Genomic DNA, 21234 nt, shown 5'->3' on the forward strand with positions numbered 1-21234 from the left:
TTGCTCTAAACGCAAGCCTCATCTCCAGGGTTTAGGAATCGGGCAAACAAAAACCCGCCCGGTACGTACCGGGCGGGTTTTTGCAAAGAAACAGTTTCCTGTCGAAAAGGCTAAGCAATGTTCTGCTCTGCCAGTACTTCCTTTACTTTCTGGGCGGCATCTTTCAGCAGCACAGCGGAATATACTTTCAGGCCACTCTCATCAATAATGCGGGCTCCTTCCTCGGCGTTGGTACCTTGCAGACGCACAATGATGGGAACGTGAATGTCGCCGATGTTCTTGTACGCTTCCACCACGCCATTCGCCACCCGGTCGCAACGCACGATGCCGCCGAAGATGTTGATGAGGATGGCTTTCACGTTTGGATCCTTCAGGATGATGCGGAAACCGGCTTCTACGGTCTGGGCGTTGGCTCCACCCCCTACGTCGAGGAAGTTGGCCGGCTCGCCGCCGCTCAGCTTGATGATGTCCATAGTGGCCATGGCCAAGCCGGCACCGTTCACCATGCAGCCCACGTTGCCGTCGAGCTTAACATAGTTCAGGTTCGAGGCCGAGGCTTCTACTTCCAGCGGGTCTTCCTCGTTGGTGTCGCGCAGGGCCGCGAAATCCTTGTGGCGGTAAAGGGCGTTTTCGTCCAGCGTCACCTTGGCATCAACGGCCAGGATTTTGTTGTCCGACGTCTTCAGCACAGGGTTGATTTCGAACATGGCCGAGTCGGTGTCGTCGTAGGCCTTGTACAGGGCGGCTACGAATTTCACCATCTCCTTGAAGGCCTCACCCTCAACGCCCAGGTTGAAGGCAATTTTACGGGCCTGGAAGCCCTGCAGACCTACGCGCGGGTCGATGTACTCCTTGTGGATCTTCTCGGGATGCGCCTCGGCTACTTCCTCGATGTCCATACCACCCTCGGTGGTATAGATGATAACGTTCTTGCCGGTCGCACGGTCCAGCAGCACGCTCATGTAGAACTCCTTGGTTTCCGACTCACCGGGGTAGTACACGTCCTGAGCTACCAGCACTTTGTGCACTTTGCGGCCTTCGGCACCAGTTTGCTTGGTTACCAGCTGCATACCGATGATGTTACCGGCAATTTCCTGCACCTGCTCCAGGTTTTTGGCGAGTTTCACCCCGCCCCCTTTGCCGCGCCCGCCGGCGTGAATCTGCGCTTTAATCACATACCAGCTGGTGCCGGTCTGCTCGGTCAGCTTTTTGGCGGCTTCAACAGCTTCTTCAGCCGTATCGGCCACGATGCCTTCCTGCACGCGTACGCCGTAGCGCTTCAGAATGTCTTTGCCCTGATACTCGTGAATGTTCATAGAGGTCAGTTAAGGGTCGTTATGGGGGTGGTTTGCTGCCGCGAAAGTAGGCAGAAATGAGTTGATATGAGTTATATGTTGCCGGTTGCCAGTTGCGCGTTATCAGTTGCCGGCTGCCAACAGAACGTCATTCCGAGCGAAGGCGGAGCCGCAGCCGAGGAATCTCGCGTGCTGACGTTGCCAAGAAGCAGCATGTCTGGCTTTGTTAATGCCTAGCTCAGGGTTTAACCTCTGAACCAGGGAGCAATAGTAACCGGGTTAGCATCACAACATCAGCACGTGAGATTCCTCGACTACGCTCCGTCCCTGGCTTGATGCGCCATATGCTTGGAATGACGTTCCGTTGGCAACTGAGAATCGGCAACTCACTTCCCGTACCATTCGGCCATGACGCGCTCGGCGGGTTTGTGCTGGGGGGTAAAGTCCAGGTGGCGCCGGGCCGAGCCGTCGGGCTGCAGGCCGGGGTACCACTTCCACACGAACAGGCCCTTAAACCATTTGCGGCCCCAGAACGTCTCGAACATAGCAGTGTAGCAGGCCGCCTGGGTGGCCTCGTCTGGCGTAGTCAGCACGGCCATGCGGTCGGGCCAGGCCCAGGGCTCAATGGCTGCGTCGGGGGTGGTCTTGTAGCCGATTTCGGTGAAGACGACGGGCTTGCGGTAGCGCTTCTGCACGGCTTCTAGCCGCCGGAGCGGGGCCTGCCAGGCTTGCAGCAGTGCCTCTTGCGTAGGGCTGTTGGTGGTGCTGAGCGGAAAGTAGGCCTGCACCCCGATGAAGTCCAGCGCATCCCAGAAGCGCACCTGCTCAAACTCGCCGCTCCAGTTGGCGGCGTAGGTTAGCGGGCCGTGGTACACCGCCCGGATCTGGCGAATCAGTTGCCGCCACTGCTGCTCGTGGGCCGGGCCGCTGGCGTGCTCCAGCTCGGTACCAATACACAAGGCTTCGAGGTGGCCGGCCTCCGCTAGCTGGGCGTAGTGCAGGATAAACACGGAGTAGCTGGTAAACCACGCGTCCCAGTCGGCCGCCGAGGTCATGTTGATGTCGCCGGGCCAGGTGCCGCCGTTGCGCAGCCACAGGTGGGGCTTGAGCAGCGTGCGGATGCCCTGCTGCCGGGCTCGTTGAGCCGTCAGGAGTACGCCCCGGTCACTCTCGCCCCAGTAGTGGCGGTTGCTGCCGGTATTCAGGCGCACCTCGGGCACGGCCGCCCCGGGCTGCCACCCGAAAGGCGTCTGGGCAATCCAGGTGACGTGGGTGCGGCGCAGGGGCTCCAGGTCGAGGGCCGAAACGGAGTCGCCGGCCACCCAGCTGACGCCGCGCAGGCGGTCATCGGCGGGCGGCGGGCCGGCAGGGGGTAGCGGGGGCAGCTGGGTAGTGACGGGGCGGGGCCGCAGCAGGACGAGTGCGGCCGCCAGCAGCAGCCCCAGCGGTAGCAGCGCCCACAGCCACCGGCGCGAACGAAAAGCGGGCATCGGAACAAGCATAGATAACGGGAAGATAGCCCGATTCGGGACTTCCTAGCGTGGCCCGGGGCCGATTGTGGCCCCGGCACCACCGCAACGCCCGAGTTTACGTAGATTTGCTTGCCGTACCCTGGCTCCCACTACATCAAGCCCCATTTTGCTGCAAGCCATTAACGTCCGCAAAAAATATAATACGCTGGAAGTGCTCAAGGGCATCGACCTGACCATTGAAAAGTCGGAAATCGTGTCCATCGTGGGTTCTTCCGGGGCCGGGAAAAGCACGCTGCTGCACATCCTGGGCACGCTCGACAACCCCGATTCGGGGGAGGTGCTGTTCGATGGTGAATCGGTCAGCTCCCTGGGCCGCTCCGACTTGGCGCGGTTTCGTAACCGGCACATCGGCTTCATCTTCCAGTTTCATAACCTGCTGCCCGAGTTTACAGCCCTCGAAAACGTGTGCCTGCCGGCTTACCTAGCGGGGCGCTCGGAAAAGGAAACCCGCGTACGGGCCCGCGAATTGCTCGGGATGCTGAACCTGGAGCGCCGCGCCGACCACAAGCCCTCGGAAATGAGCGGCGGCGAGCAGCAGCGCACGGCCGTAGCCCGCGCCCTCATCAACTCCCCCGAAATCATCTTCGCCGACGAACCCTCGGGCAACCTCGACTCGCAGAACGCTCAGGAGCTGCACCAGATTTTCTTTCTGCTGCGCAAGGAACTGGGCCAGACCTTCGTGATTGTGACCCACAACGACCAATTGGCCGAAATGGCCGACCGGAAGATTACCATGAAGGACGGCAACATCTGGGAAGGCTAATCCGGCCGGAACCTAGTGGCGCTGCCCCGCGTTTGTAAGGCATACCTGCTTCGGTGGGTATGCCTTTCTTTATACTATGCTCTTGGTCACGCGTCCGTTCCGCCCCGGACCGTGTAAAGCAACCCGCTGCTCCGCGTACCCAAATGGAGCAGCGGGTTTTCTGTGTCGGGGCCGGCAGCATGGCCCATAACCGTTGCCACGGCAGGATAGTAAATGCTAAAAAATGACCTTGGCTAAATATTTTGGAATAATTATTTATAAAATACTGATAATCAGTGATAAAAATTGATAAAAAACCACGTGTTTTTTGCACCTTTTACGGGGTCGTTCCGTTATATTAGCGTAAACAAATACGGTACTACAGGACACTAACGGAAAGACGCCATGAGCGAAGCAACCAAGACCACCAAAGAGCAGGTTCGCAAAACCAAAGTTGAGAGCTACGACATCTCGCGCTCCGACGAAACGTTGCATCTGGCGACGGACCTGGCCAAGTTCATCAAGGATAATAAACTCAGCACCACGGTGCAGGGCAAGGAGTTTGTGAACGTGGAGGGCTGGCAGTACGCCGGCTCCCGCTTGGGCATCGTGCCCATCGTGGACCACGTCATCAACGTTTCGAACGAGCAGGAAATTAAGTACCAGGCCAAAGTGACGCTGTTTGACATGCGCAGCGGCCACACGGTAGGGGCGGGCTTCGCCATCTGCTCGAATAAGGAGCAGGGCAAGAAGTTCTACCAGGAGTTTGCCATCATGAGCATGGCCCAGACGCGAGCCATTGGTAAAGCTTACCGCAATATTCTGGCTTGGATTATCCGCGCCGCCGGCTACGAGCCCACGCCGGCCGAGGAAATGGACTACGGCGGCAATACGCCCACCGTGGCCCAACCCGCCATGACGGCCGTACCCACGACCACGCCTGCCCCGGTAGCTGCCGCCGCCCCGGCCTCCATGAAAGCCGTGCCTGCCGAAGCCCCTGCCCCGGAAGTGTCGGCCCCGGCCTACGCCACGGCCTCGCAGAAGGAGGAAATCATCCGGCTGCTGAACCATCCGGTTATCTCGCGCCCCGAGAAAACCAAGATGCTGCTCAACATCAACCGCTTGGATGAGGAGCGCGCCACCCAGGCCATTGCCAAGCTCAAGAAGGCCATCGACGACCGGGAAAACGGTCAGGCCGCTGCCGCTTAGCAGTCAGCTTACTGTTAACTGCAAAAGCCCGTTGCCGCATGGTAACGGGCTTTTTATATGCAGCCGAATCGGGGAGTGAAGGTGGCTCAAGGGCCACTTGGTCATCCGACTGCTGGCCGCTTTGGCGGCTGTTTCTGCTGTTTCGGGCTGAGCAAATGACGCTTGAGAAACCGGTAGTTGCAGCGAAGCCGTGTAGCGCGGACTTTAGCCGCCGAACTGTTTTCTGCATGGCTGCTATGTTTCACTCCACTATTGGTCTTATTCATTTGCTGAGCGCCCTGCTGGCTATGGCAGCCGGGGCCGTTGTGCTGCTCAACCGTAAAGGCGGCCTGCTGCACAAGCGGATTGGGTATCTGTACACGCTGCTGATGCTGGTGGTGAATGCCACGGCGTTCTTCATTTTCCGGGTTACGGGCAATTTTGGCGCGTTCCATTGGCTGGCACTGGTGAGCCTGACGGCACTGCTGGGCGGAATGGGGCCGGTGCTGGCCCGCAAGCGCATCAGCAGCTGGATTTACTGGCATTACTACTTCATGAGCTGGTCGGTGGTGGGGCTATACGCGGCATTCTGGGCCGAAACTCTTACCCGGCTGCTGCCCATGAGCCGGTTCTGGCCGGCCGTGGTGGTTGCTACGGCCGCTACCATGCTGGTCGGTTCCTTCCTGATCCGGCGTAATGCGGCGCATCTGCTGCCGGCCCGGCCCGCAGAATCGGCCTGAAATCGTAGTGCCGACGCGGGGTGGTCCGCTACCTTTGTAGTATGCCTGACCACGCTACCGACGACCTGCTGCACGTACTCCGCCAGACCTGGGGCCATGCGCAGTTTCGGCCGTTGCAGGAAGATATTATCCGCTCGGTGCTGGCCGGGCAGGATACGCTGGCGCTGCTGCCCACCGGCGGGGGTAAGAGCATCTGCTTCCAGGTGCCGGCGCTGGCCCGGCCGGGGCTGTGCCTGGTGGTGTCGCCGCTGATTGCCTTGATGAAGGACCAAGTGGAAAACCTGCGCAAGCGCGGCATCAAGGCCGAGGCGGTGTACGCCGGCATGAGCCACCAGGAAATCGACCAGACGCTGGACAACTGCGTGTACGGCCCGGTGAAGTTCCTGTACGTGTCGCCCGAGCGGCTGCTGACGGATATGTTCCGGGCCCGCGTCGGGAAGATGAAGGTGAGTTTGCTGGCCATTGACGAGGCGCACTGCCTTTCGCAGTGGGGTTACGATTTCCGCCCTCCTTACCTCCGGATTCAGGAGCTGCGGGAACTGCTGCCCGGCGTGCCGTGCATGGCCCTCACGGCCACCGCCACCGAGCAGGTGCGCCAGGATATTGTGGAGAAGCTGCATTTCGGGGCCTCGCACCGGGTGTTTCAGCAAAGCTTCGCCCGGCCCAACCTGTCGTACTCGGTGCTGAGTACCGAGGACAAGTTGCGACGGCTGCTGGAAGTAGTGCGCGGGGTGGGGAAGGACAAAACCAGCATTGTGTACGCCCGCACCCGCCGCCAGACCGAGGATACGGCCGCCTACCTGCAACAGCAGGGCGTGGCCGCCGCGCCCTACCACGCCGGCCTGCCGGCCGAGCAGCGCACCCGCACCCAGCAGGACTGGATGCAGAACCGCACGCGCTGCATCGTGGCCACCAACGCCTTCGGTATGGGCATCGACAAGCCCGATGTGCGGCTGGTGGTGCACTTGGAGGCCCCCGATAACCTGGAAGCCTACTACCAGGAGGCTGGCCGCGCCGGCCGCGACGAGAAGTACGCCTTTGCCGTGCTGTTGCAGGGCCCCAACGACGCTGATGAGCTGCGCCGCCGCACCCAGCAGAGCTTCCCGCCCCTCGATACCGTGCGCCGGGTATACCAGGCCCTGGCCAACTTCTCGCGCACGGCCGTGGGTGGCGGCGAGCTGGTGGCCTTCGACTTCGATTTGCAGCAGTTTGCCGAAACCTACCGCATCCGGGCCCTCGACGCGCACAATAGCCTGCGCACGCTGGAGCGGGAGGGGTTTGTGCAGGTGAACGAGGCCGTGAACAATCCCGCCCGGGTGCATATCCCCATCGACCACACCGACCTGTACTGTTTCCAGGTTGCCAATGCCCAACACGATAAGCTCATCAAAAGTCTGCTGCGCTTTCACGGGGGCGAACTGTTCAGTGGATTCCAGCGGATTTCGGAGAACAGTCTGGCCCAGCACCTGCGCCTGAGCGCCGTGGAGCTGCGCAAGATGCTGGTGTTTCTGCACCGCTCGGGCATTATCCAGTTCCAGCCCCGCCACGAGTCGCCCCAAGCCCTGTTCACCACCCCGCGCTACGATGCCGACAAGCTACCCCTCGACCAGAAGCACCTGCTCCAGTCGCGCGACTTGGCCCTGCACAAAACCGACGCGGTAATCCGATACGCCGCTGGCAGCCGCTGCCGGCAACAACTGCTGCTGGAGTACTTCGGGGAGCTGGACGCGCCGGCCTGCGGCGTCTGCGACGTGTGCCTGGCCCGCAAGAAGGCCCAGCAGGCGGCCGCCCCGACCCCGGAACTGCGGGCGCAGCTGCTGGCGCTGGTGCAGGCCACCCCCCAGACGCCCCGGCAGGTGCTGGCCCACTTCACGTCCGCCCAGGCCACCCCGGTAACGGAGCTGCTGCGGGAGTTGGTGGAACTGGGCGAACTGCGCTACGCACCCGACGGCCGGCTGGTAGGGTAGGAGTCCGGTTGGTGGAGAGAACCGTCCGGATTTTGGAGTTGCATTAGGTGTCCGTAGCACACTGCGAGACCCTGCGTATTCCTCCGCGAAACACTGCGGGAAATAAAACCGGCTGAAATTCTCTAGGGCTTCGCTCAGCGCGACGGACGCCCAACGGTGCACCAAGCCGCCGGAGCTTGTACCTTCGGGCCGTCATGGCTCCAACTTCTTCTGCATCCGACCCGGCTACCCGGCCCATTGGCGTTTTCGATAGTGGCATTGGCGGCCTCACCGTGGCCCGCGCCGTGAGCCGCGTGCTACCCCACGAGCGGCTGGTGTACTTCGGCGACACGGCCCACCTACCCTACGGCGACAAAAGCACGGCCGCCATTCAGGCCTACAGCGTCAAAATCTGCGACCTGCTGCTCAAGCAGCAGTGCAAGGTGATACTCATTGCCTGCAACTCGGCCTCGGCGGCGGCCTACGAGCTGGTGCGCGAGTACGTGGGCTCCAAAGCCCGGGTGCTCAACGTCATTGACCCCATTGTGGCTCATGTAGGGCAGCAGTACGCGGGCCGTACAGTGGGCCTCATCGGTACCAAGCAGACGGTGAACAGCAACGTGTACCGCAAGAAAATCGACGACCTCGACGCCGGGGTGGAGCTGCGCAGCCTTGCCACCCCGCTGCTGGCCCCCATGATTGAGGAAGGCTTCTTCGACAACAGCATCTCCGGCAACGTAATCGAAACCTACCTGAGCAATCCGGTGTTGGACGATATTGAGGCCCTGGTGCTGGCCTGCACCCATTACCCTCTCATCAAGCGGCAGATTGCCGAGTTCTACCAGGGCCGCACCGAGGTGTTGGACGCCTCCGATGTGGTAGCCCACCACGTGCGCCAGTATCTGGCCGGTCAGCAGCTGCTGGCTCCGGAAACGGCTACCCCACCCCGGCACCACTTCTACGTGTCCGACTTCACCCGCTCCTTTGAGGAAAGTACCCGTATTTTCTTTGAGCAGGAAGTGCATCTGGAGCACTACCCGTTGTGGGAGTAACCGTTATATTCAGCCGCAATATCCGCCCTTCACTTTCCTTTCCGATGGCTAAATCCTACTACCGCCTGGGCGACTGGCGTCGCAACGTCCTCCTGATAACTGCCGCTGCCAGCCTCGGGCTGGGTCTGCCAGCCTGCTCGGATAACTCGCGTTCCTCGGAATCCTCAGACGGGGAATGGTCGGCAGATGATTCCTATTCCGAAGGTGTCATCACCGAAATGACCGAGGTAAAGCCGGATGACTGGAAAATTACGGCAGAACGGCCCGCCGGGAAGGAAGAAGTAGCCGCTATTCTGCACCATTTGGATGGCCGGGTGGATACGTTACAGGGCCAGGCTTTACAACGCCAAATGCAGGATTATTCGCGCCAGTATCCGGAAAACCGCGTCCGGAGTACCGGTATGATGGATGTGCTGATGTGGAGCGGTATCGGGTACATGGCCGGCCGTTTCCTGACGCCGCAGCCCGGCTATTATGCTAACCCCGGCTTGATGCAGCAAAATATGGGCTGGCGCAACCGGGTGGAGAACGAACGGCGGCGCGGCTCCAGCTTCTTCGGCCGGGGCTTTACCGGCAACCGGCAGTCCCCGGCATCCACCGGCATCCGGCCTAGTCCCACCGTCACGCGCAGCACCGGCTACGGCCGCAGCAGTATCCGTAGCAGTGCGCCCGGTTCCGGCCGTAGCTCGGGTTTCGGGAGCCGAGGATATGGCGGCCGGGGCTTCGGGGGGTAAGCACAGCGTATTGAGGTGCTCCGACGGACCTTTTTGCCATAGCATAGATACCCGGTTATCCTTACTAACTATATGAAGCAGACGCCAACAATTGAGCTGGTGCCTTTAGCCGGTAATGTAGAACCCGCAATTCGGGAGCTGGGCTGGGACTGGGCCGTGGAAGATGCCTGCGAAAACTACGTGGCCCGGGAAGCGGTGCGCTTGCCCGAAGCCACCGCCGACGAGTTGCTGGAAGCCGCCGACACGCTGTATGAGTTACTCCTACAAAGTATTCCGGACCCCATTCCCGATACGCTGCTGCAGGAGCTAGCCATTCCGGAGCTGTTGTGGGAGGCGGTGCGCCACTCCTGGAACGATGACCGGCACTGGCACCTTTACGGCCGCTTTGATCTGGCCTCTACTCCCGAAGGCCCCAAACTGATTGAGTTTAATGCCGATACCGCCACCAGCATCCCCGAAACGGCCGTAATTCAGTGGGCCAGCCTGATGGCCGCTGGTCTGGCCGACGATGACCGGCAGGCTAATGGCTTGTTTGAAGGCGTGCAGGCGCAGTTTGCCAAGTGGCGGGACATGAACTCTGACTTGGAACCCTGCCTCCTGCTCATCCATCTGCCCGACAGCTCAGAAGATGCCACCAACTGCGCCGTATTGGCTGAAGCCGCCCGTGAAGCGGGGTTTCAGCAGGTTCACGTCTGCTCCGCTGATGCCATGCAGGTGGCACTGGCGGGTGACGAGCGGGGCGTGTGGGCGCAAACCGGCCCTGAGCAGTGGCAGCGTTTCAGCTTCCTGTGTAAGCTGGTGCCCTGGGAATTGTTGGCTGAGGAAGAACCCGACCTCACCCGCGACCTGACGGAGTTGCTTCGCAGCCGTGACCTGATTATTGCTAACCCGGCTTATACGCTGCTGTTCCAGAGCAAAGTTATTCTGGCTTGGCTCTGGCAGTGCTTTCCGCACCATCCGCTGCTGCTGGAAGCCAGTCTGGGAGAACTGCCGGGGCATCAGGTGCGCAAACCCGTGCTGGGTCGCGAGGGGCAGGACGTGACTGAACTGGGAGCCGGTTCACCCGTTGCCCCCGCAGCAGCAGGGGACTACGCCGGGCAACGCATGGTATACCAACGCTTTGCCGAATTGCCCACCGATGTCCGGCAGCGGCAGTACCAGGCGGGAGTGTTCTGGGCAGGCTCGTCCTGCGCTATTGGTTTTCGGCGCGAGCAGGGCATCATCACCAACCTGTCGGAATTTGTGCCTCATCTCTTAGCGTAAGGCCAACTGTAGCCAGAAAGTCGGACCCCGTATCTGCGTTAGTCAGATGCGGGGTCCGACTTTCGTTTTCTCTGTCAGTTACTCCTGCACCATTTTGAGTGCTTTTTATGAGTATTGTCTAGTTAAAGCGTATTTAGTTTCAATTTTTTCTGATTATTACTTGTATTATTTTTCTAAATATTTACATTTATACCGCTAAACTGTTCGCCTCTTTCGGAGTCAGTCTACTTCCTACTCTTTCTTCTTTGTTCACTACCTGCCGTTTTTCGGTGGGCTATCCTGCTATTGCCCCTATGCAACCCTCCCGAAAACCCGTTTCGAGTACCAAGCCGGAAATCATTGTACTGTGGTGGCGGCCCTGGATGTGGGGCCTGAGTTGCCTGCTGCTGTGTCTGCTCTGTAGCCAGCCGGGTTTTGCCCAGGCGGAGCGCAAACGTCCGGCGCGCGCCGACGCGGCCCCTAAGGCTACAGATCAGGCTCCGGTGAGAGAGTCGGAAAACGGCGGCATTCCGGCCCGGAAGCTCGAAGAAGCCCTGCAACTGCTTCTGCGGGCCGATTCTCTGCAGTCGGTGCGGCGCAAGGCCGTAACGACCACCGAAATTGCCAGCTTGGTGCTCGACCAGACCATTACGAAGCCTGGCCACGATTTCTACGACCTGTTCTACAACACCTGGGAAGCACCCGCCGGCATTGAGGAATTTACCATCACCATTGGCGAAAAGCCTGGCCGGGCCAACAGTACCCTGGTTACCCTGCGCGTGAATGAAGAGGATTTGCTGGAAATGCCGCTGCAGCCCAACCCGGAGCTGATTGAGGAGGCTGTGGCAGATGCTACCGCCATTGCCGCCGATTACCTCCAGCAACAGCGTAACCTTAGCCGCCAGCTCGAAAAAGAGGATCTGGGTGGCTCGGGCATCTACTGACTTCTTCCCACCTCAATTTCCTCCCACCTCTTTTCCCGCTATATATGAAATACTTCTTCCTTCTCTTCCTGGGTCTGCTGCTCGGAGCTGGCCGGGCACACGCCCAGGATTTCGTGTACGAGCCCAAAAACCCCTCGTTCGGAGGGGGCAATACCTTCAATTACTCCTGGCTGCTCAGCTCAGCCCAGTCGCAGAACAAGATTGAGGACCCCAGCGCCAGCCGCAACAACCAGAATACCGACCCTCTTTCGGAATTTCAGAACAACCTCAACCGGCAGATTCTGAGTTTGCTGACTACCCGTTTCGTGAATTCTCAGTTTGGCAATGGCGGTGAGATTCGGGAGGGCTCCTATAATATAGGAAGCTACCAGATTCAGGTAACCCCGTCCGGCTCAGGCGTGAGTATTCTCATTACCGACACTACCACGGGTGGGCAGACGACCGTCACGATACCCAACACTCCCTGATGGTAGCCCGCACCCTCGGTTCCTGTATCTCTCCCGCCCAACCTGTTCCCACCCATGTTTATCCGTCGATCCGTGCTTGGCGCGTGCGCATTGCTCACCGGCTGTGCCCCTTATTTCCATCAGCCTATGCGTACGGAAAGTGCCCGTTTGGGCGCGGAGGTCGTCCGCCTGTCGGATCTGCAGCGTCTGCCGGTAGCCAAAGAGCCGGTAGTGGCGGCTGTGTACAAATTCCGCGACCAGACGGGCCAGTACAAGCCCACCGCCAACGGTTCCAGTTTTTCCACGGCCATTTCGCAGGGCACCACTACCATTCTGATGCGGGCCCTGGAAGAGTCACGCTGGTTTAAGCCAATTGAGCGCGAAAACCTGGGCAACCTGCTCAACGAGCGGAAAATCATTCGCTCTACCCGTGCCGAATACGGGGAGCAAACTGGCCAGAAGCAGCCGATGCTGCCGCCACTACTGTTTGCGGGTATCATCCTGGAAGGCGGCGTTATTTCCTACGATGCCAACATGCTGACCGGTGGGGCCGGGGTGCGGTACTTCGGTATGGGTGCCTCCGGGCAGTACCGGCAGGATCGGGTGACGGTGTATCTGCGGGCCATCAGTACCAGTTCCGGGCAGGTCCTAAAAACGGTGTACACCTCCAAAACCATTTTGTCGCAGCAGGTAGATGCCAGTCTGTTCCAGTTCGTGAGCTTCAAGCGGCTGCTGGAAACCGAAACCGGCTTTACGTATAACGAGCCTTCGGAAATGGCCTTGAAAGAAGCCATTGAGAAGGCCGTGGAAGCTCTAGTGCTGGAAGGTGTACAAAGCGGCCTCTGGGAAACCCGCGACCCGGCTGAGCGCAACGGGCCTCAGGTGCAGGCGTATCTGCGCGAAAAAGAGGATAACCGCCACATAGATGCTGTGGGCCGGCCGTTGCGGGAGCGGCGCGCTGCCTTGGGAGTAAGCGTGCTGGGCGGTGCAGAAAAGTACGCCGGCGACTTCAGCGGGGCAGAGTGGCGGCCCGGCGCCGATATTCGTTTTTCCTATGAAAAGGCTGCCGGGAGCCGCTGGGCAGGTTTTGTTGGCATAGGCCGTTCAGAGTTAGCCGCCGGGCGTAGCTTCAGTCAGCAATACAGCTACGCGGAGCTGGGCGCTCAGTGGCGGCTATTCCCATTAGAACGGTTCACGCCTTACCTGACGGCCGGTGCCGGCATTACCACCCGGGAAACCAGCGTCCAGCGGGCTAATCTGTATCCACACGCAGTGGGCGCAGTGGGAGGCGAATACCTGCTGACTGACCGGTTGGGACTGAGTGTGCAGCTTAGCCAGCGGTGGTATTTCTCCGACAAGGTTGACCGCTTCGACCAAGGGAAATACAACGACTATTACTGGTCGGGGAGGGTAGGAGTTACCTGTTACCTAGGTAAGCGGAGCAGCAAGCCGACCAGTGTAACAGACCGTTGAACCGGAGAAACTGCGGCTGCCGATACAGCCAGCTAGTGGTAACCCCCTGTTTATCAGATATAGAAAGGCTTTAGTGTGGATTATTATACTTTGCAAATAAAAAATTTGACAAAAATAATTTCACAGCTATTGACATGTAATGATTCTAACATATATTTGTACTGTTCCTCCGGAGGGAACTTCTTCATTCCCCATTATTCCCCCAAAATCCTTCTCTAACCCATCATTTCATTCCCCATGAAAAAGCTCTCTTTCCTTGTAGGTGCGCTGCTGCTTGCCGGTGCTGCTAATGCCCAGATTTCTTCCCGTGCCCAGGGTGACAACGCCTCTTCCGTAATGCAGTCGGGCGGTAATAGCAACCAGGCTACCGTAACGCAGCGCGGTGCTGACAACGATGCTGATATTGAGCAGGTTGGTAGCCGCAACAGAGCCACGCAAACCCAGCTGGAAACCTTCTCGGGTGGTGCCGCCGACGGAGTGGCCTCGCGTAACTCGGCCCGGGCCGAGCAGCGCGGCAACGATAACACTTCTACCCAGAGCACCAATGGTGATGATAACAGCGCCACGGCGTTCCAGCGCGGCAACCGCAATACGGCCACGCAAACCCAGAAAAACGAGCAGATTGCTCCCGCCTGGTTCAATGATGCCCGCATCCGGCAGATAGGGGACGACAACACGGCTACGCAACTGCAGAACGGTGACGGTAACCTGGCTGTTTCGGAACAGAGCGGCAACCGCAACATGTCGGATCAGAAGCAGAAGTCGGTGGCCGTTGCTGGCAGCCGGGCCTATACGTATCAGACCGGTGACGATAACAAAGCCTATCAGACCCAGGATGGGGTAGGCCATACAGCTACTATCACGCAGGATGGCAACAAAAACACGGCTGTCCAAACCCAGGATATGGGTGTCAGCAACACCGCGCTGATTGACCAGGATACCAACGAAAACTGGGCCCGTCAGTCGCAGCATGGCAGTGGCAACTCCGCCGAAACCTATCAGGGCCAGAGCGGCTACGGTGGAACTGGGGCGCAGGCAGGCCGCCAGTGGAGCGACATTTCGCAAACGGGTAACCTGAACTCAGTTGTTGTTCGTCAGGACCACCCATAGTTTTTCTCCCCGCAGGCACGGAGCGCTACTTGTTGAGTGGCGCTCCGTACTCGTTTATACAGTAGGCCTCCTCAACGAGCACAACTGATATGAAAAAACTTCTGAACAGTGCAGCACTGCTGGTAGCACTTTTGCTGTTACTGCAGCCTGCCCGGGCACAACAGGCCTCCGATGACGATGAACTAGGTGGGGCCAGTGCCCTCGTACGGCGTGTAGGCAGCCTAGATGAAGTCCGGCAACTGCTGGCTACCCCCGGTACTCGCAACCAGGCAATGCTGGTGCAACAAGGTAACGCCAACCGGCTCACCGTCGACCAGCAGGCCCTCACCGGCTCCGCCAGCAATCTGGTCCAACTTGAGCAGATAGGCGACTACAACCTCCTGAACGTCCAGCAGCAGGGTAGTGGCCTGGAGCAGCGAGTTGTGCAGCAGGGAAACGGCAACGAAGTAGCCAGCCGTATGCGAGGCTCTGAGGTAGAGTCGGTTATCAGCCAGTCGGGCAATGCCAACAGGGTGCAGCAGGACCTGAATGTAAACCAGCGCACGTACGTAATTGAGCAGACCGGGGGCCGCAACGAGCTGATTCAGCGCGAAAATAGCCAGGGTACCCCGGTTGGCTACGAAGTACGGATGACAGGCAACATGCGCGTGGTAATTGAGCACGGACCTTAGAGCAATAGAACTATTCTTTTGAAGCAGGGAAAAGAGAAGCCACACAAGGTAATGTGTGGCTTCTCTTTTTTTTGTGCTTATTTTCATATATTATTTTGTTTTAATTATATAAATTGTTTCCTTTCTGCAATTATTCAAACCTCTCATCTTATGTGTTCATTCATCTTGACTTCTTGGTTCTTCATCTTTGCAGGCAGCATGCAGATGCCTCTTGGCAATGGGTGGGCCGGCAGCGAATACCAAGCTAAGCTTGAGGCCCGGCAGCAGAACGGGCAGTTGCTTATTCTTGCTCACGGTGTCAATAATGGCAATATGGAAGCCCAACTCCGGTACGAAATGCAAGCCGAGCGGACCGGAGCAGCAGGCACCTCACGCAACACCCAAAGCGGCCGTTGCCGGCTTGGAGCGGGCCGGGATGTAGTTGTCTCGCAACTGACTTTTTCAGTTTCCCCTGCCGATGCTTACACCATCAGCCTGCGCCTGCTTGATACGCAGGGCAACGAAGTAGCTGCGGACTCTCTACAGTATACCGGCCAATAGTACTTTTTCCTGCTCCTCCCAATTCCACCCTCTCTCTCTCTGGTTTTATGCTGCTCTCTGTTGCCCGCTCCCGGGCTATCTGGCTGTGGTTGATGCTGTGCTGCGTGCTATTCGTTTCTTGCGAAGAAAATACGGTTGATCCTACCCGATATGGGCGGCTGGAAGGCCAGGTATTGGATGCCCGCACGAATCTGCCGTTGGCTAATGCGTCCGTAGCCACCACTCCTGCTACCAGTTCCTACGTTACGGATGCGCAGGGTCGCTTCTCCATTGATCAGGCCCCAGAAGGCAAGCTGGCAGTCACGGTAAAGCGTGCTGACTACCGGCAGGAGGTACTGAACGTAACTATTGCGGAAGCGCAGACGGTTACTGTTGCGGTGCTGCTGGAAAAATCCAGCGCGGTAACCGCACCGGCGGCCCCCAATCGGCCAACCCCCACCGATAAAGCCATCAACCAGCCAACAACGGTACAACTGGCGTGGCATCCGGTGAACCCGGTGCGCGGCGACACACTACGCTACGACGTTATTCTGTATGAAAGTAACTCCACTGACCGCCGGCAGATACTGACTAACTCGAAAGACTCTACAGCTACGGTATCGGGGCTGAAATACAACACCACGTATTATTGGCAGGTAACGGTGCGCAACACCTCAGGTGGCACTGCCCGGGCCGATATCTGGAGCTTCCAGACTAGAGTGCAACCCGATAACCGGTTCCTGTTTGCCCGGACGGAAAACGGCAATACCGACGTGTACTCTTCTGATGAAACCGGAGCTAATTTGCTCCGGCTCACCACTTCGGCCTTCATCGAAACCGCCCCCCAGCTGAGTCCTAATCGTGACAGGGTAGCATTTACCTCCAATGCAACGGGGCAATTCCAGATTTACACCATGAACCGAGACGGCTCGGATATACGGCAAGTGACATTACAGCCGATAGATGGCTATTTCAACCAGGGTGTCGGCTACCGCTGGTCGCCGGATGGAGCCCAACTGATTTACAGCAGCTACAACAAGCTTTACCGCATCAACCGCGACGGGACCGGCCTGACCCTGCTGGCCACTGCACCGGCTGACCGGCATTTCCGGGAGTGCGACTGGACTGCCTTAGGCAATAAGATTGTAGTGCAGACAGTAGGCGTAAGTATTTATGATGCGGAAATTTACCTGCTCAATGCCGATGGCAGCAACCTGGCTCAGCTTGTTGGTAACCTGCCGGGGCGGCTGGACTCGCCTTCCTTCAGCATAGATGGTCGTCGGCTGATGTACACGCGCGACTTGGATGGCTTCGATAACGGAACTGGCCGCCAACTGAATGCACACGTATTTACCCAAAACCTGGATGGTACCGGCCTAGTGGATGTCTCGTCTGGGCCGGGCGGTACCGCCGGTGGCGGTAAGCCGATAGGATACAACGACGTGGTACCGCGCTACGCTCCGGACGGATCCAAAATCATCTTCGTGCAGGTAAATAATGTTACTCAGTCGGTTCCCGACATCTATATCATGGAATTAGACGGCCGCAGCCGAGTCCGGCTATTTCAGAACGCGACATTGCCGGACTGGAAATAATCTCATTCTACGTTTGCGCACGGACCCGGCCCCATTTTGCTTGATGCGAAATGGGGCCGGGTCCGTTAGGACTTTGTTACCGAGTGAGATATATAAAACGTTAAATATTAAACAATAAAAAAATAGGAATATGGTAAGACCTCAGCTTGGTGCCACTGTAGGATTCAGCCACAGCTAGCGGATAATTCAGGACTTAATAAATTAAGAACGAAGAAGTATCAAGTTTGTAGAGTATTTTTGCGTGGATAATAACGCCGCAAAATCAGATGTAGTAAACCATGAATAATTTGAATATATATAGAATGGAATTTTTTGATAATATGTTGTTTGCTGATAAGTGGTATTTTTGGCACGAATTGTGAAAATGGTGCGTTCCGGTAAAAGATAATGCAGTATTATATTTGAATAATGCATGCAGGTATTGAAAATATCCTCATCCATTGCTGATCCTTTTGCGTAAACTCCGCTGATCAACGTCTGAGCACAAAGTCAACTTCGGTCCATTTTTCTTCTTCTGAAACTTTCTTCTTTTTGCATAATTATGAAAAAATCTTACTTGAGTACGGTACCCTTAATCAGCCGACCTTGGCTTTGGGTAGTGCTACTGATGGGCTTGTTCGCTCCGCTTGTTATGCAGGCCCAGAGCATGAGCTATCAGGAAACTTTTAACGGTTTGCAGGCACGTGAAGCCATTTCCTCGGCACAGACAGCCGGAGAGTTTGACGAAGACCAGCTGGTGTATAGCGGTACTGCTATTGCTTCGCCGGGTGCCAATCCTAACAACAACAACCCCAGCAACTACACTGGGGCCAGTGGTGGACGTAGCATTGTGTTTGCAGAACCTAACCCCTCAACGCAGGGAGTACAGGTAACCCCAAACACTGACTACACCCTGATTATTGATGGGTTGAACACGACAACTGCCGGCACGGGTGCTAACCCACGCTTGGAGTTTGGTTTGTTTCGCAGTGCTGGTTCGCAGACGGCTGCTACCAATGAGTTCATTGCTGAGTATAGCTTGGATGGTGGAGCCAACTACACCAACATCGGTTTTACCCGTCCCGCTGCTAGCGGAAGCTGGGAATTCGTAGCTGTAAACACTACTATTCCGGCTGCCACCAACGTACGTGTTCGTTTCACGCGGGTAGGCAATGCTAGCACCCGTCAGTACCGTCTGGACGACTTCAGGCTACGTGCGTTGGCTCCTGCGCTGTTCATTTCACCAGCCAGCCTGATCTTCCCTAACACTACGGTTGGTACTCAGTCGGCTGCTCAGCAGGTCACTGTCACGGGTACCGACCTGACTAACGCCGTAATCGTAACAGCTCCGAGTGGTTTCTTGGTGCGCACAGGCTCCGATGCTTATGCTTCCACGGTTACTTTGACACAGGATGTAAATGGCGGTGTCAACCAACAGGTTGATGTGGTGTTCGTACCTACTGTAACCGGTTCGTACTTCTCACAGATATCGGCTGCTAGCACAGGCGCTACCACTGTTACCACCAATGTGGCAGGTAATGCTACTGCGCCGCCGCCATCTTTGACGGTAAGCCCGATTGCGCTGCCGGACTTCGGCTCGGTGCAGGTAGGTCAGGTTTCTGCTGCCCAGACGTTCAACGTACAAGGTTCCAACCTGACGAACAACGTAGTGGTTACTCCTCCAGCCGGTTTCCAGATTCGTCTACCTAACGGTACGTTCAGTTCTGCTGCCATTACCTTGGTACCTTCTGCCGGTTCCGTGAATCAGAACGTTGAAGTTCGTTTCCAGCCTACTGTTGACGGTAACTACAATGCCCAGGTTACAGTGACTTCAACCGGCGCTCCAGCTTCGGGGGTAGGGGTCAGCGGCACCGCCACTCCGGCTCCTACGGGTCCTTTCATCGTAGCCAATCCTACAGCTATTGACTTCGGAACCGTTTCAGCCAGTGGTTCAGCCCAAACGCTGACCTTCTCGATCAATGCAGGCAATCTGACGGCTCCTCTGGTGCTGACCGGCTCGAATAACAACATCGTATTCCGTGATGCTACTGCTGGCGGTAGCTTTGTGAACGGTCCGATTACCATCAACCCGGCCGCCGATGGCTCAGTTTCAATCCGCAACATTGAGGTACAACTGACTGGTCCAATTGCTTCGGGTCCGTTCAGCGGCAGCATCACTGCCTCGAGCACTGGCGCTACCAGCGTAGTAGTAAGCATTACCGCAAACAGCACGGGTAATAACTCAGTTATTAACGCTTCCGGTAACCTGAGCCTGTTCTCGACGGTGCCTGGTGTTGCTTCTTCGGTACAGTCCTATACGCTGTCGGGTTCAAACCTGCTCCAGGACATTACGGTAGCTGCCCCCCAGTATTTCCAAGTGTCTCTCGATGCTACGTTTGCTGGCGTGACTACCACCGGTAACACGATTGTAGTTCCTCGCAACTCTGGCTCAGACGTAACAGCTACCACGGTATATGTTCGTTTCCTGCCGCCTTCTGCTCTAAGCTCTTCTTCGCTGATTCTGAACTCCAGCAGCCCCGCAGTTTCGCAGGGTATTCCAGTGGCCGGTACCAGTGAGCCGACTATCCAGATTGCGAATGGATTCCAGGAAGTTCGCAACGTAGTTATCAACACTACTTCTGCATCGCAGGCATTGACCATCAATGCACAGCGCGTACTCCAGCCTGTTACGATTTCAAAAAATCTGTCGTCTAACCCGCTGAACCCCGGCAATGTGGCGCAGTTTGAATTGTCGCTGGACAACGTGACGTTCACAAACTCTGTGACGCTAACGCCGAATACTACTACGTACAGCATCAACCAGCCCATTTATGTGCGCTACAAGCCTACGTACTTAGGTTCGGCTCAGTCGACGCTGCAATTCCAGAGCAATGACTTCGCTAACAAATCAGTACAGGCCTTCGGTGCCAACGACCTGTTGTCGGCTCGTTCGATTGACGTAGAGCCTACTCTGCGTAGCACTGCTACGGTAACCCGGAACAATACTACTGCTACGGTAACCTTCAATCTGCCCGCTAACTACGCTGCATTAGGCTATGGTGAAGGTCGACTGATTGTAGCCAGCACTAACTCGGAACTACCAGCTACCAGTCAGCCTGCAGATGGTAACTCGTACCAGACCGGCAACCAGACCTATGGCCAAGGCCCGCAGATTGCTCCAGGTTTCTTCGCGGTGTATTCCGGTTCAAACCAGACAGTAGTAGTAGATGGCCTTGATTTGGCAACAACCTATTATTTCTACACTTTCGAATACAATAACATTGATAACAACTTCAATGTGAGCGTAATCGGGGCTGAGAACTATCTGTCGCCGCCGGTGCCAAACACCATTCCCGGTATCATTGCTCCTTCGCCGCTGCCCGTTACGCTGGTGTCTTTCTCGGCCAAAGTGAAAGGTAACCAAGTTGCGCTGAACTGGGTAACTGCTTCGGAACTGAACAACAAAGGGTTTGAGGTACAGCGTAGCCGTGACGGCCGTTCGTTTGAAACTATCCTGACCCGTGAGGGTAAAGGCACCACGAGCGCCACTACTACTTATAATGAGGTTGATAAGAAGCCACTTAACGGCCTTTCTTACTACCGCCTGAAGCAGGTAGATCTGGACGGCTCGTCGAGCTTCAGCTCGCTAGTGACCGTTAACTACCTGAACTCGGGCGAGGTGACGATGTACCCGAACCCTGTGCAGGATCAGCTCACGATTGACGTAGCTGGTTCGGCTGAAGGTGTAACTGCTGTTATTACCGATATGACTGGCCGCCTCATCAGCACCCGTAAGCTGGGCGCTGATAGCAAGCTGGACATGACGAATCTGCAGGCCGGTACTTACTTAGTAACGGTTGGTGAGGGTGACGCAAAAGTGACCCGTCGTATTGTGAAGAAGTAAGGCAGCTACTGTCAGAAACTTTTCAAAAAAAGGCCTTCCCATTTGGGAAGGCCTTTTTTTGTTTTTAGTCTTAACCATTTCATAATACTTTATAATATGACAACAGAAAGTATAAATTGTAC

Annotated in this window: 17 protein-coding genes; 15 read left to right on the plus strand and 2 right to left on the minus strand. The window is 57.1% G+C overall.

Annotated features, from left to right (window positions below):
* Positions 1–110 precede the first annotated feature (110 nt).
* Positions 111–1316 (minus strand): ADP-forming succinate--CoA ligase subunit beta, encoded by a 1206-nt coding sequence (gene sucC / locus HSW_RS07620; RefSeq protein ID WP_044001451.1) that lies wholly within the window; start codon positions 1314–1316, stop codon positions 111–113.
* A 365-nt stretch (positions 1317–1681) separates the two neighbouring features.
* On the minus strand, positions 1682–2785 hold the full coding sequence (locus HSW_RS07625; RefSeq protein WP_081768316.1) for a glycoside hydrolase family 113: 1104 nt from the start codon (positions 2783–2785) through the stop codon (positions 1682–1684).
* 148 nt (positions 2786–2933) lie between these two features.
* Between HSW_RS07625 and HSW_RS07630 the strand changes: the two genes are divergently transcribed.
* The 15 genes from HSW_RS07630 (at position 2934) to HSW_RS22645 (ending at position 21112) form a co-directional block, all read left to right on the plus strand.
* Entirely contained in the window at positions 2934–3590 is a 657-nt protein-coding gene (locus tag HSW_RS07630) for an ABC transporter ATP-binding protein (protein WP_110979954.1), read from the plus strand.
* Positions 3591–3974: 384 nt separating this feature from the next.
* Positions 3975–4778 (plus strand): hypothetical protein, encoded by an 804-nt coding sequence (locus HSW_RS07635; RefSeq protein WP_044001452.1) that lies wholly within the window; start codon positions 3975–3977, stop codon positions 4776–4778.
* A 236-nt stretch (positions 4779–5014) separates the two neighbouring features.
* A complete protein-coding gene (locus HSW_RS07640; protein WP_197031964.1) occupies positions 5015–5497 on the plus strand; it encodes a DUF2306 domain-containing protein in 483 nt (160 codons plus the stop codon).
* Between the two features lie 41 nt (positions 5498–5538).
* Positions 5539–7464 carry a RecQ family ATP-dependent DNA helicase gene (locus HSW_RS07645; protein ID WP_044001453.1) on the plus strand — a complete coding sequence of 642 codons (1926 nt, stop codon included), beginning with the start codon at positions 5539–5541 and terminating at the stop codon, positions 7462–7464.
* 194 nt (positions 7465–7658) lie between these two features.
* Positions 7659–8495: a glutamate racemase gene (murI, locus tag HSW_RS07650; protein WP_044001454.1), complete on the plus strand. Its 837-nt coding sequence runs from the start codon at positions 7659–7661 to the stop codon at positions 8493–8495.
* 44 nt (positions 8496–8539) lie between these two features.
* Positions 8540–9229, plus strand: a complete 690-nt coding sequence (locus HSW_RS07655; protein ID WP_052346226.1) for a hypothetical protein — start codon at positions 8540–8542, stop codon at positions 9227–9229.
* Positions 9230–9301: 72 nt separating this feature from the next.
* Positions 9302–10492: a glutathionylspermidine synthase family protein gene (locus HSW_RS07660; RefSeq protein WP_052346227.1), complete on the plus strand. Its 1191-nt coding sequence runs from the start codon at positions 9302–9304 to the stop codon at positions 10490–10492.
* Between the two features lie 293 nt (positions 10493–10785).
* Positions 10786–11415 carry a CsgE family curli-type amyloid fiber assembly protein gene (locus HSW_RS07665; RefSeq protein WP_044001455.1) on the plus strand — a complete coding sequence of 210 codons (630 nt, stop codon included), beginning with the start codon at positions 10786–10788 and terminating at the stop codon, positions 11413–11415.
* Positions 11416–11459: 44 nt separating this feature from the next.
* Positions 11460–11882 carry a curli production assembly/transport component CsgF gene (locus HSW_RS07670; RefSeq protein ID WP_044001456.1) on the plus strand — a complete coding sequence of 141 codons (423 nt, stop codon included), beginning with the start codon at positions 11460–11462 and terminating at the stop codon, positions 11880–11882.
* Positions 11883–12008: 126 nt separating this feature from the next.
* A complete protein-coding gene (locus HSW_RS07675; RefSeq protein ID WP_231501367.1) occupies positions 12009–13334 on the plus strand; it encodes a CsgG/HfaB family protein in 1326 nt (441 codons plus the stop codon).
* Positions 13335–13571: 237 nt separating this feature from the next.
* Positions 13572–14444 carry a hypothetical protein gene (locus tag HSW_RS07680; RefSeq protein WP_044001458.1) on the plus strand — a complete coding sequence of 291 codons (873 nt, stop codon included), beginning with the start codon at positions 13572–13574 and terminating at the stop codon, positions 14442–14444.
* An 89-nt stretch (positions 14445–14533) separates the two neighbouring features.
* Complete coding sequence (locus tag HSW_RS07685; protein WP_044001459.1) at positions 14534–15115, plus strand: hypothetical protein; 582 nt, start codon at positions 14534–14536, stop codon at positions 15113–15115.
* 18 nt (positions 15116–15133) lie between these two features.
* Positions 15134–15655 (plus strand): curli-like amyloid fiber formation chaperone CsgH, encoded by a 522-nt coding sequence (csgH, locus tag HSW_RS07690; RefSeq protein ID WP_155832876.1) that lies wholly within the window; start codon positions 15134–15136, stop codon positions 15653–15655.
* Positions 15656–15702: 47 nt separating this feature from the next.
* Entirely contained in the window at positions 15703–17229 is a 1527-nt protein-coding gene (locus HSW_RS07695; RefSeq protein WP_044001461.1) for a carboxypeptidase-like regulatory domain-containing protein, read from the plus strand.
* A 541-nt stretch (positions 17230–17770) separates the two neighbouring features.
* Positions 17771–21112, plus strand: coding sequence for a T9SS type A sorting domain-containing protein (locus HSW_RS22645; RefSeq protein ID WP_052346228.1), 3342 nt, complete (start codon positions 17771–17773; stop codon positions 21110–21112).
* Positions 21113–21234 lie beyond the last annotated feature (122 nt).

Source organism: Hymenobacter swuensis DY53 (assembly GCF_000576555.1).
Taxonomy (GTDB): Bacteria; Bacteroidota; Bacteroidia; order Cytophagales; family Hymenobacteraceae; genus Hymenobacter; species Hymenobacter swuensis.

Bases quoted from the DNA above. Each gene is read 5' to 3' on its own strand.
- sucC (WP_044001451.1), bottom strand. From the start codon at position 1,316: ATGAACATTCACGAGTATCAGGGCAAAGACATTCTGAAGCGCTACGGC.
- HSW_RS07685 (WP_044001459.1), top strand. From the start codon at position 14,534: ATGAAAAAACTTCTGAACAGTGCAGCACTGCTGGTAGCACTTTTGCTG.
- murI (WP_044001454.1), top strand. From the start codon at position 7,659: ATGGCTCCAACTTCTTCTGCATCCGACCCGGCTACCCGGCCCATTGGC.
- HSW_RS07675 (WP_231501367.1), top strand. From the start codon at position 12,009: ATGCGTACGGAAAGTGCCCGTTTGGGCGCGGAGGTCGTCCGCCTGTCG.
- HSW_RS07625 (WP_081768316.1), bottom strand. From the start codon at position 2,785: ATGCCCGCTTTTCGTTCGCGCCGGTGGCTGTGGGCGCTGCTACCGCTG.
- HSW_RS07660 (WP_052346227.1), top strand. From the start codon at position 9,302: ATGAAGCAGACGCCAACAATTGAGCTGGTGCCTTTAGCCGGTAATGTA.
- HSW_RS07640 (WP_197031964.1), top strand. From the start codon at position 5,015: ATGTTTCACTCCACTATTGGTCTTATTCATTTGCTGAGCGCCCTGCTG.
- HSW_RS07635 (WP_044001452.1), top strand. From the start codon at position 3,975: ATGAGCGAAGCAACCAAGACCACCAAAGAGCAGGTTCGCAAAACCAAA.
- HSW_RS07670 (WP_044001456.1), top strand. From the start codon at position 11,460: ATGAAATACTTCTTCCTTCTCTTCCTGGGTCTGCTGCTCGGAGCTGGC.
- HSW_RS07680 (WP_044001458.1), top strand. From the start codon at position 13,572: ATGAAAAAGCTCTCTTTCCTTGTAGGTGCGCTGCTGCTTGCCGGTGCT.
- HSW_RS22645 (WP_052346228.1), top strand. From the start codon at position 17,771: ATGAAAAAATCTTACTTGAGTACGGTACCCTTAATCAGCCGACCTTGG.
- HSW_RS07655 (WP_052346226.1), top strand. From the start codon at position 8,540: ATGGCTAAATCCTACTACCGCCTGGGCGACTGGCGTCGCAACGTCCTC.
- HSW_RS07695 (WP_044001461.1), top strand. From the start codon at position 15,703: ATGCTGCTCTCTGTTGCCCGCTCCCGGGCTATCTGGCTGTGGTTGATG.
- HSW_RS07665 (WP_044001455.1), top strand. From the start codon at position 10,786: ATGCAACCCTCCCGAAAACCCGTTTCGAGTACCAAGCCGGAAATCATT.
- HSW_RS07645 (WP_044001453.1), top strand. From the start codon at position 5,539: ATGCCTGACCACGCTACCGACGACCTGCTGCACGTACTCCGCCAGACC.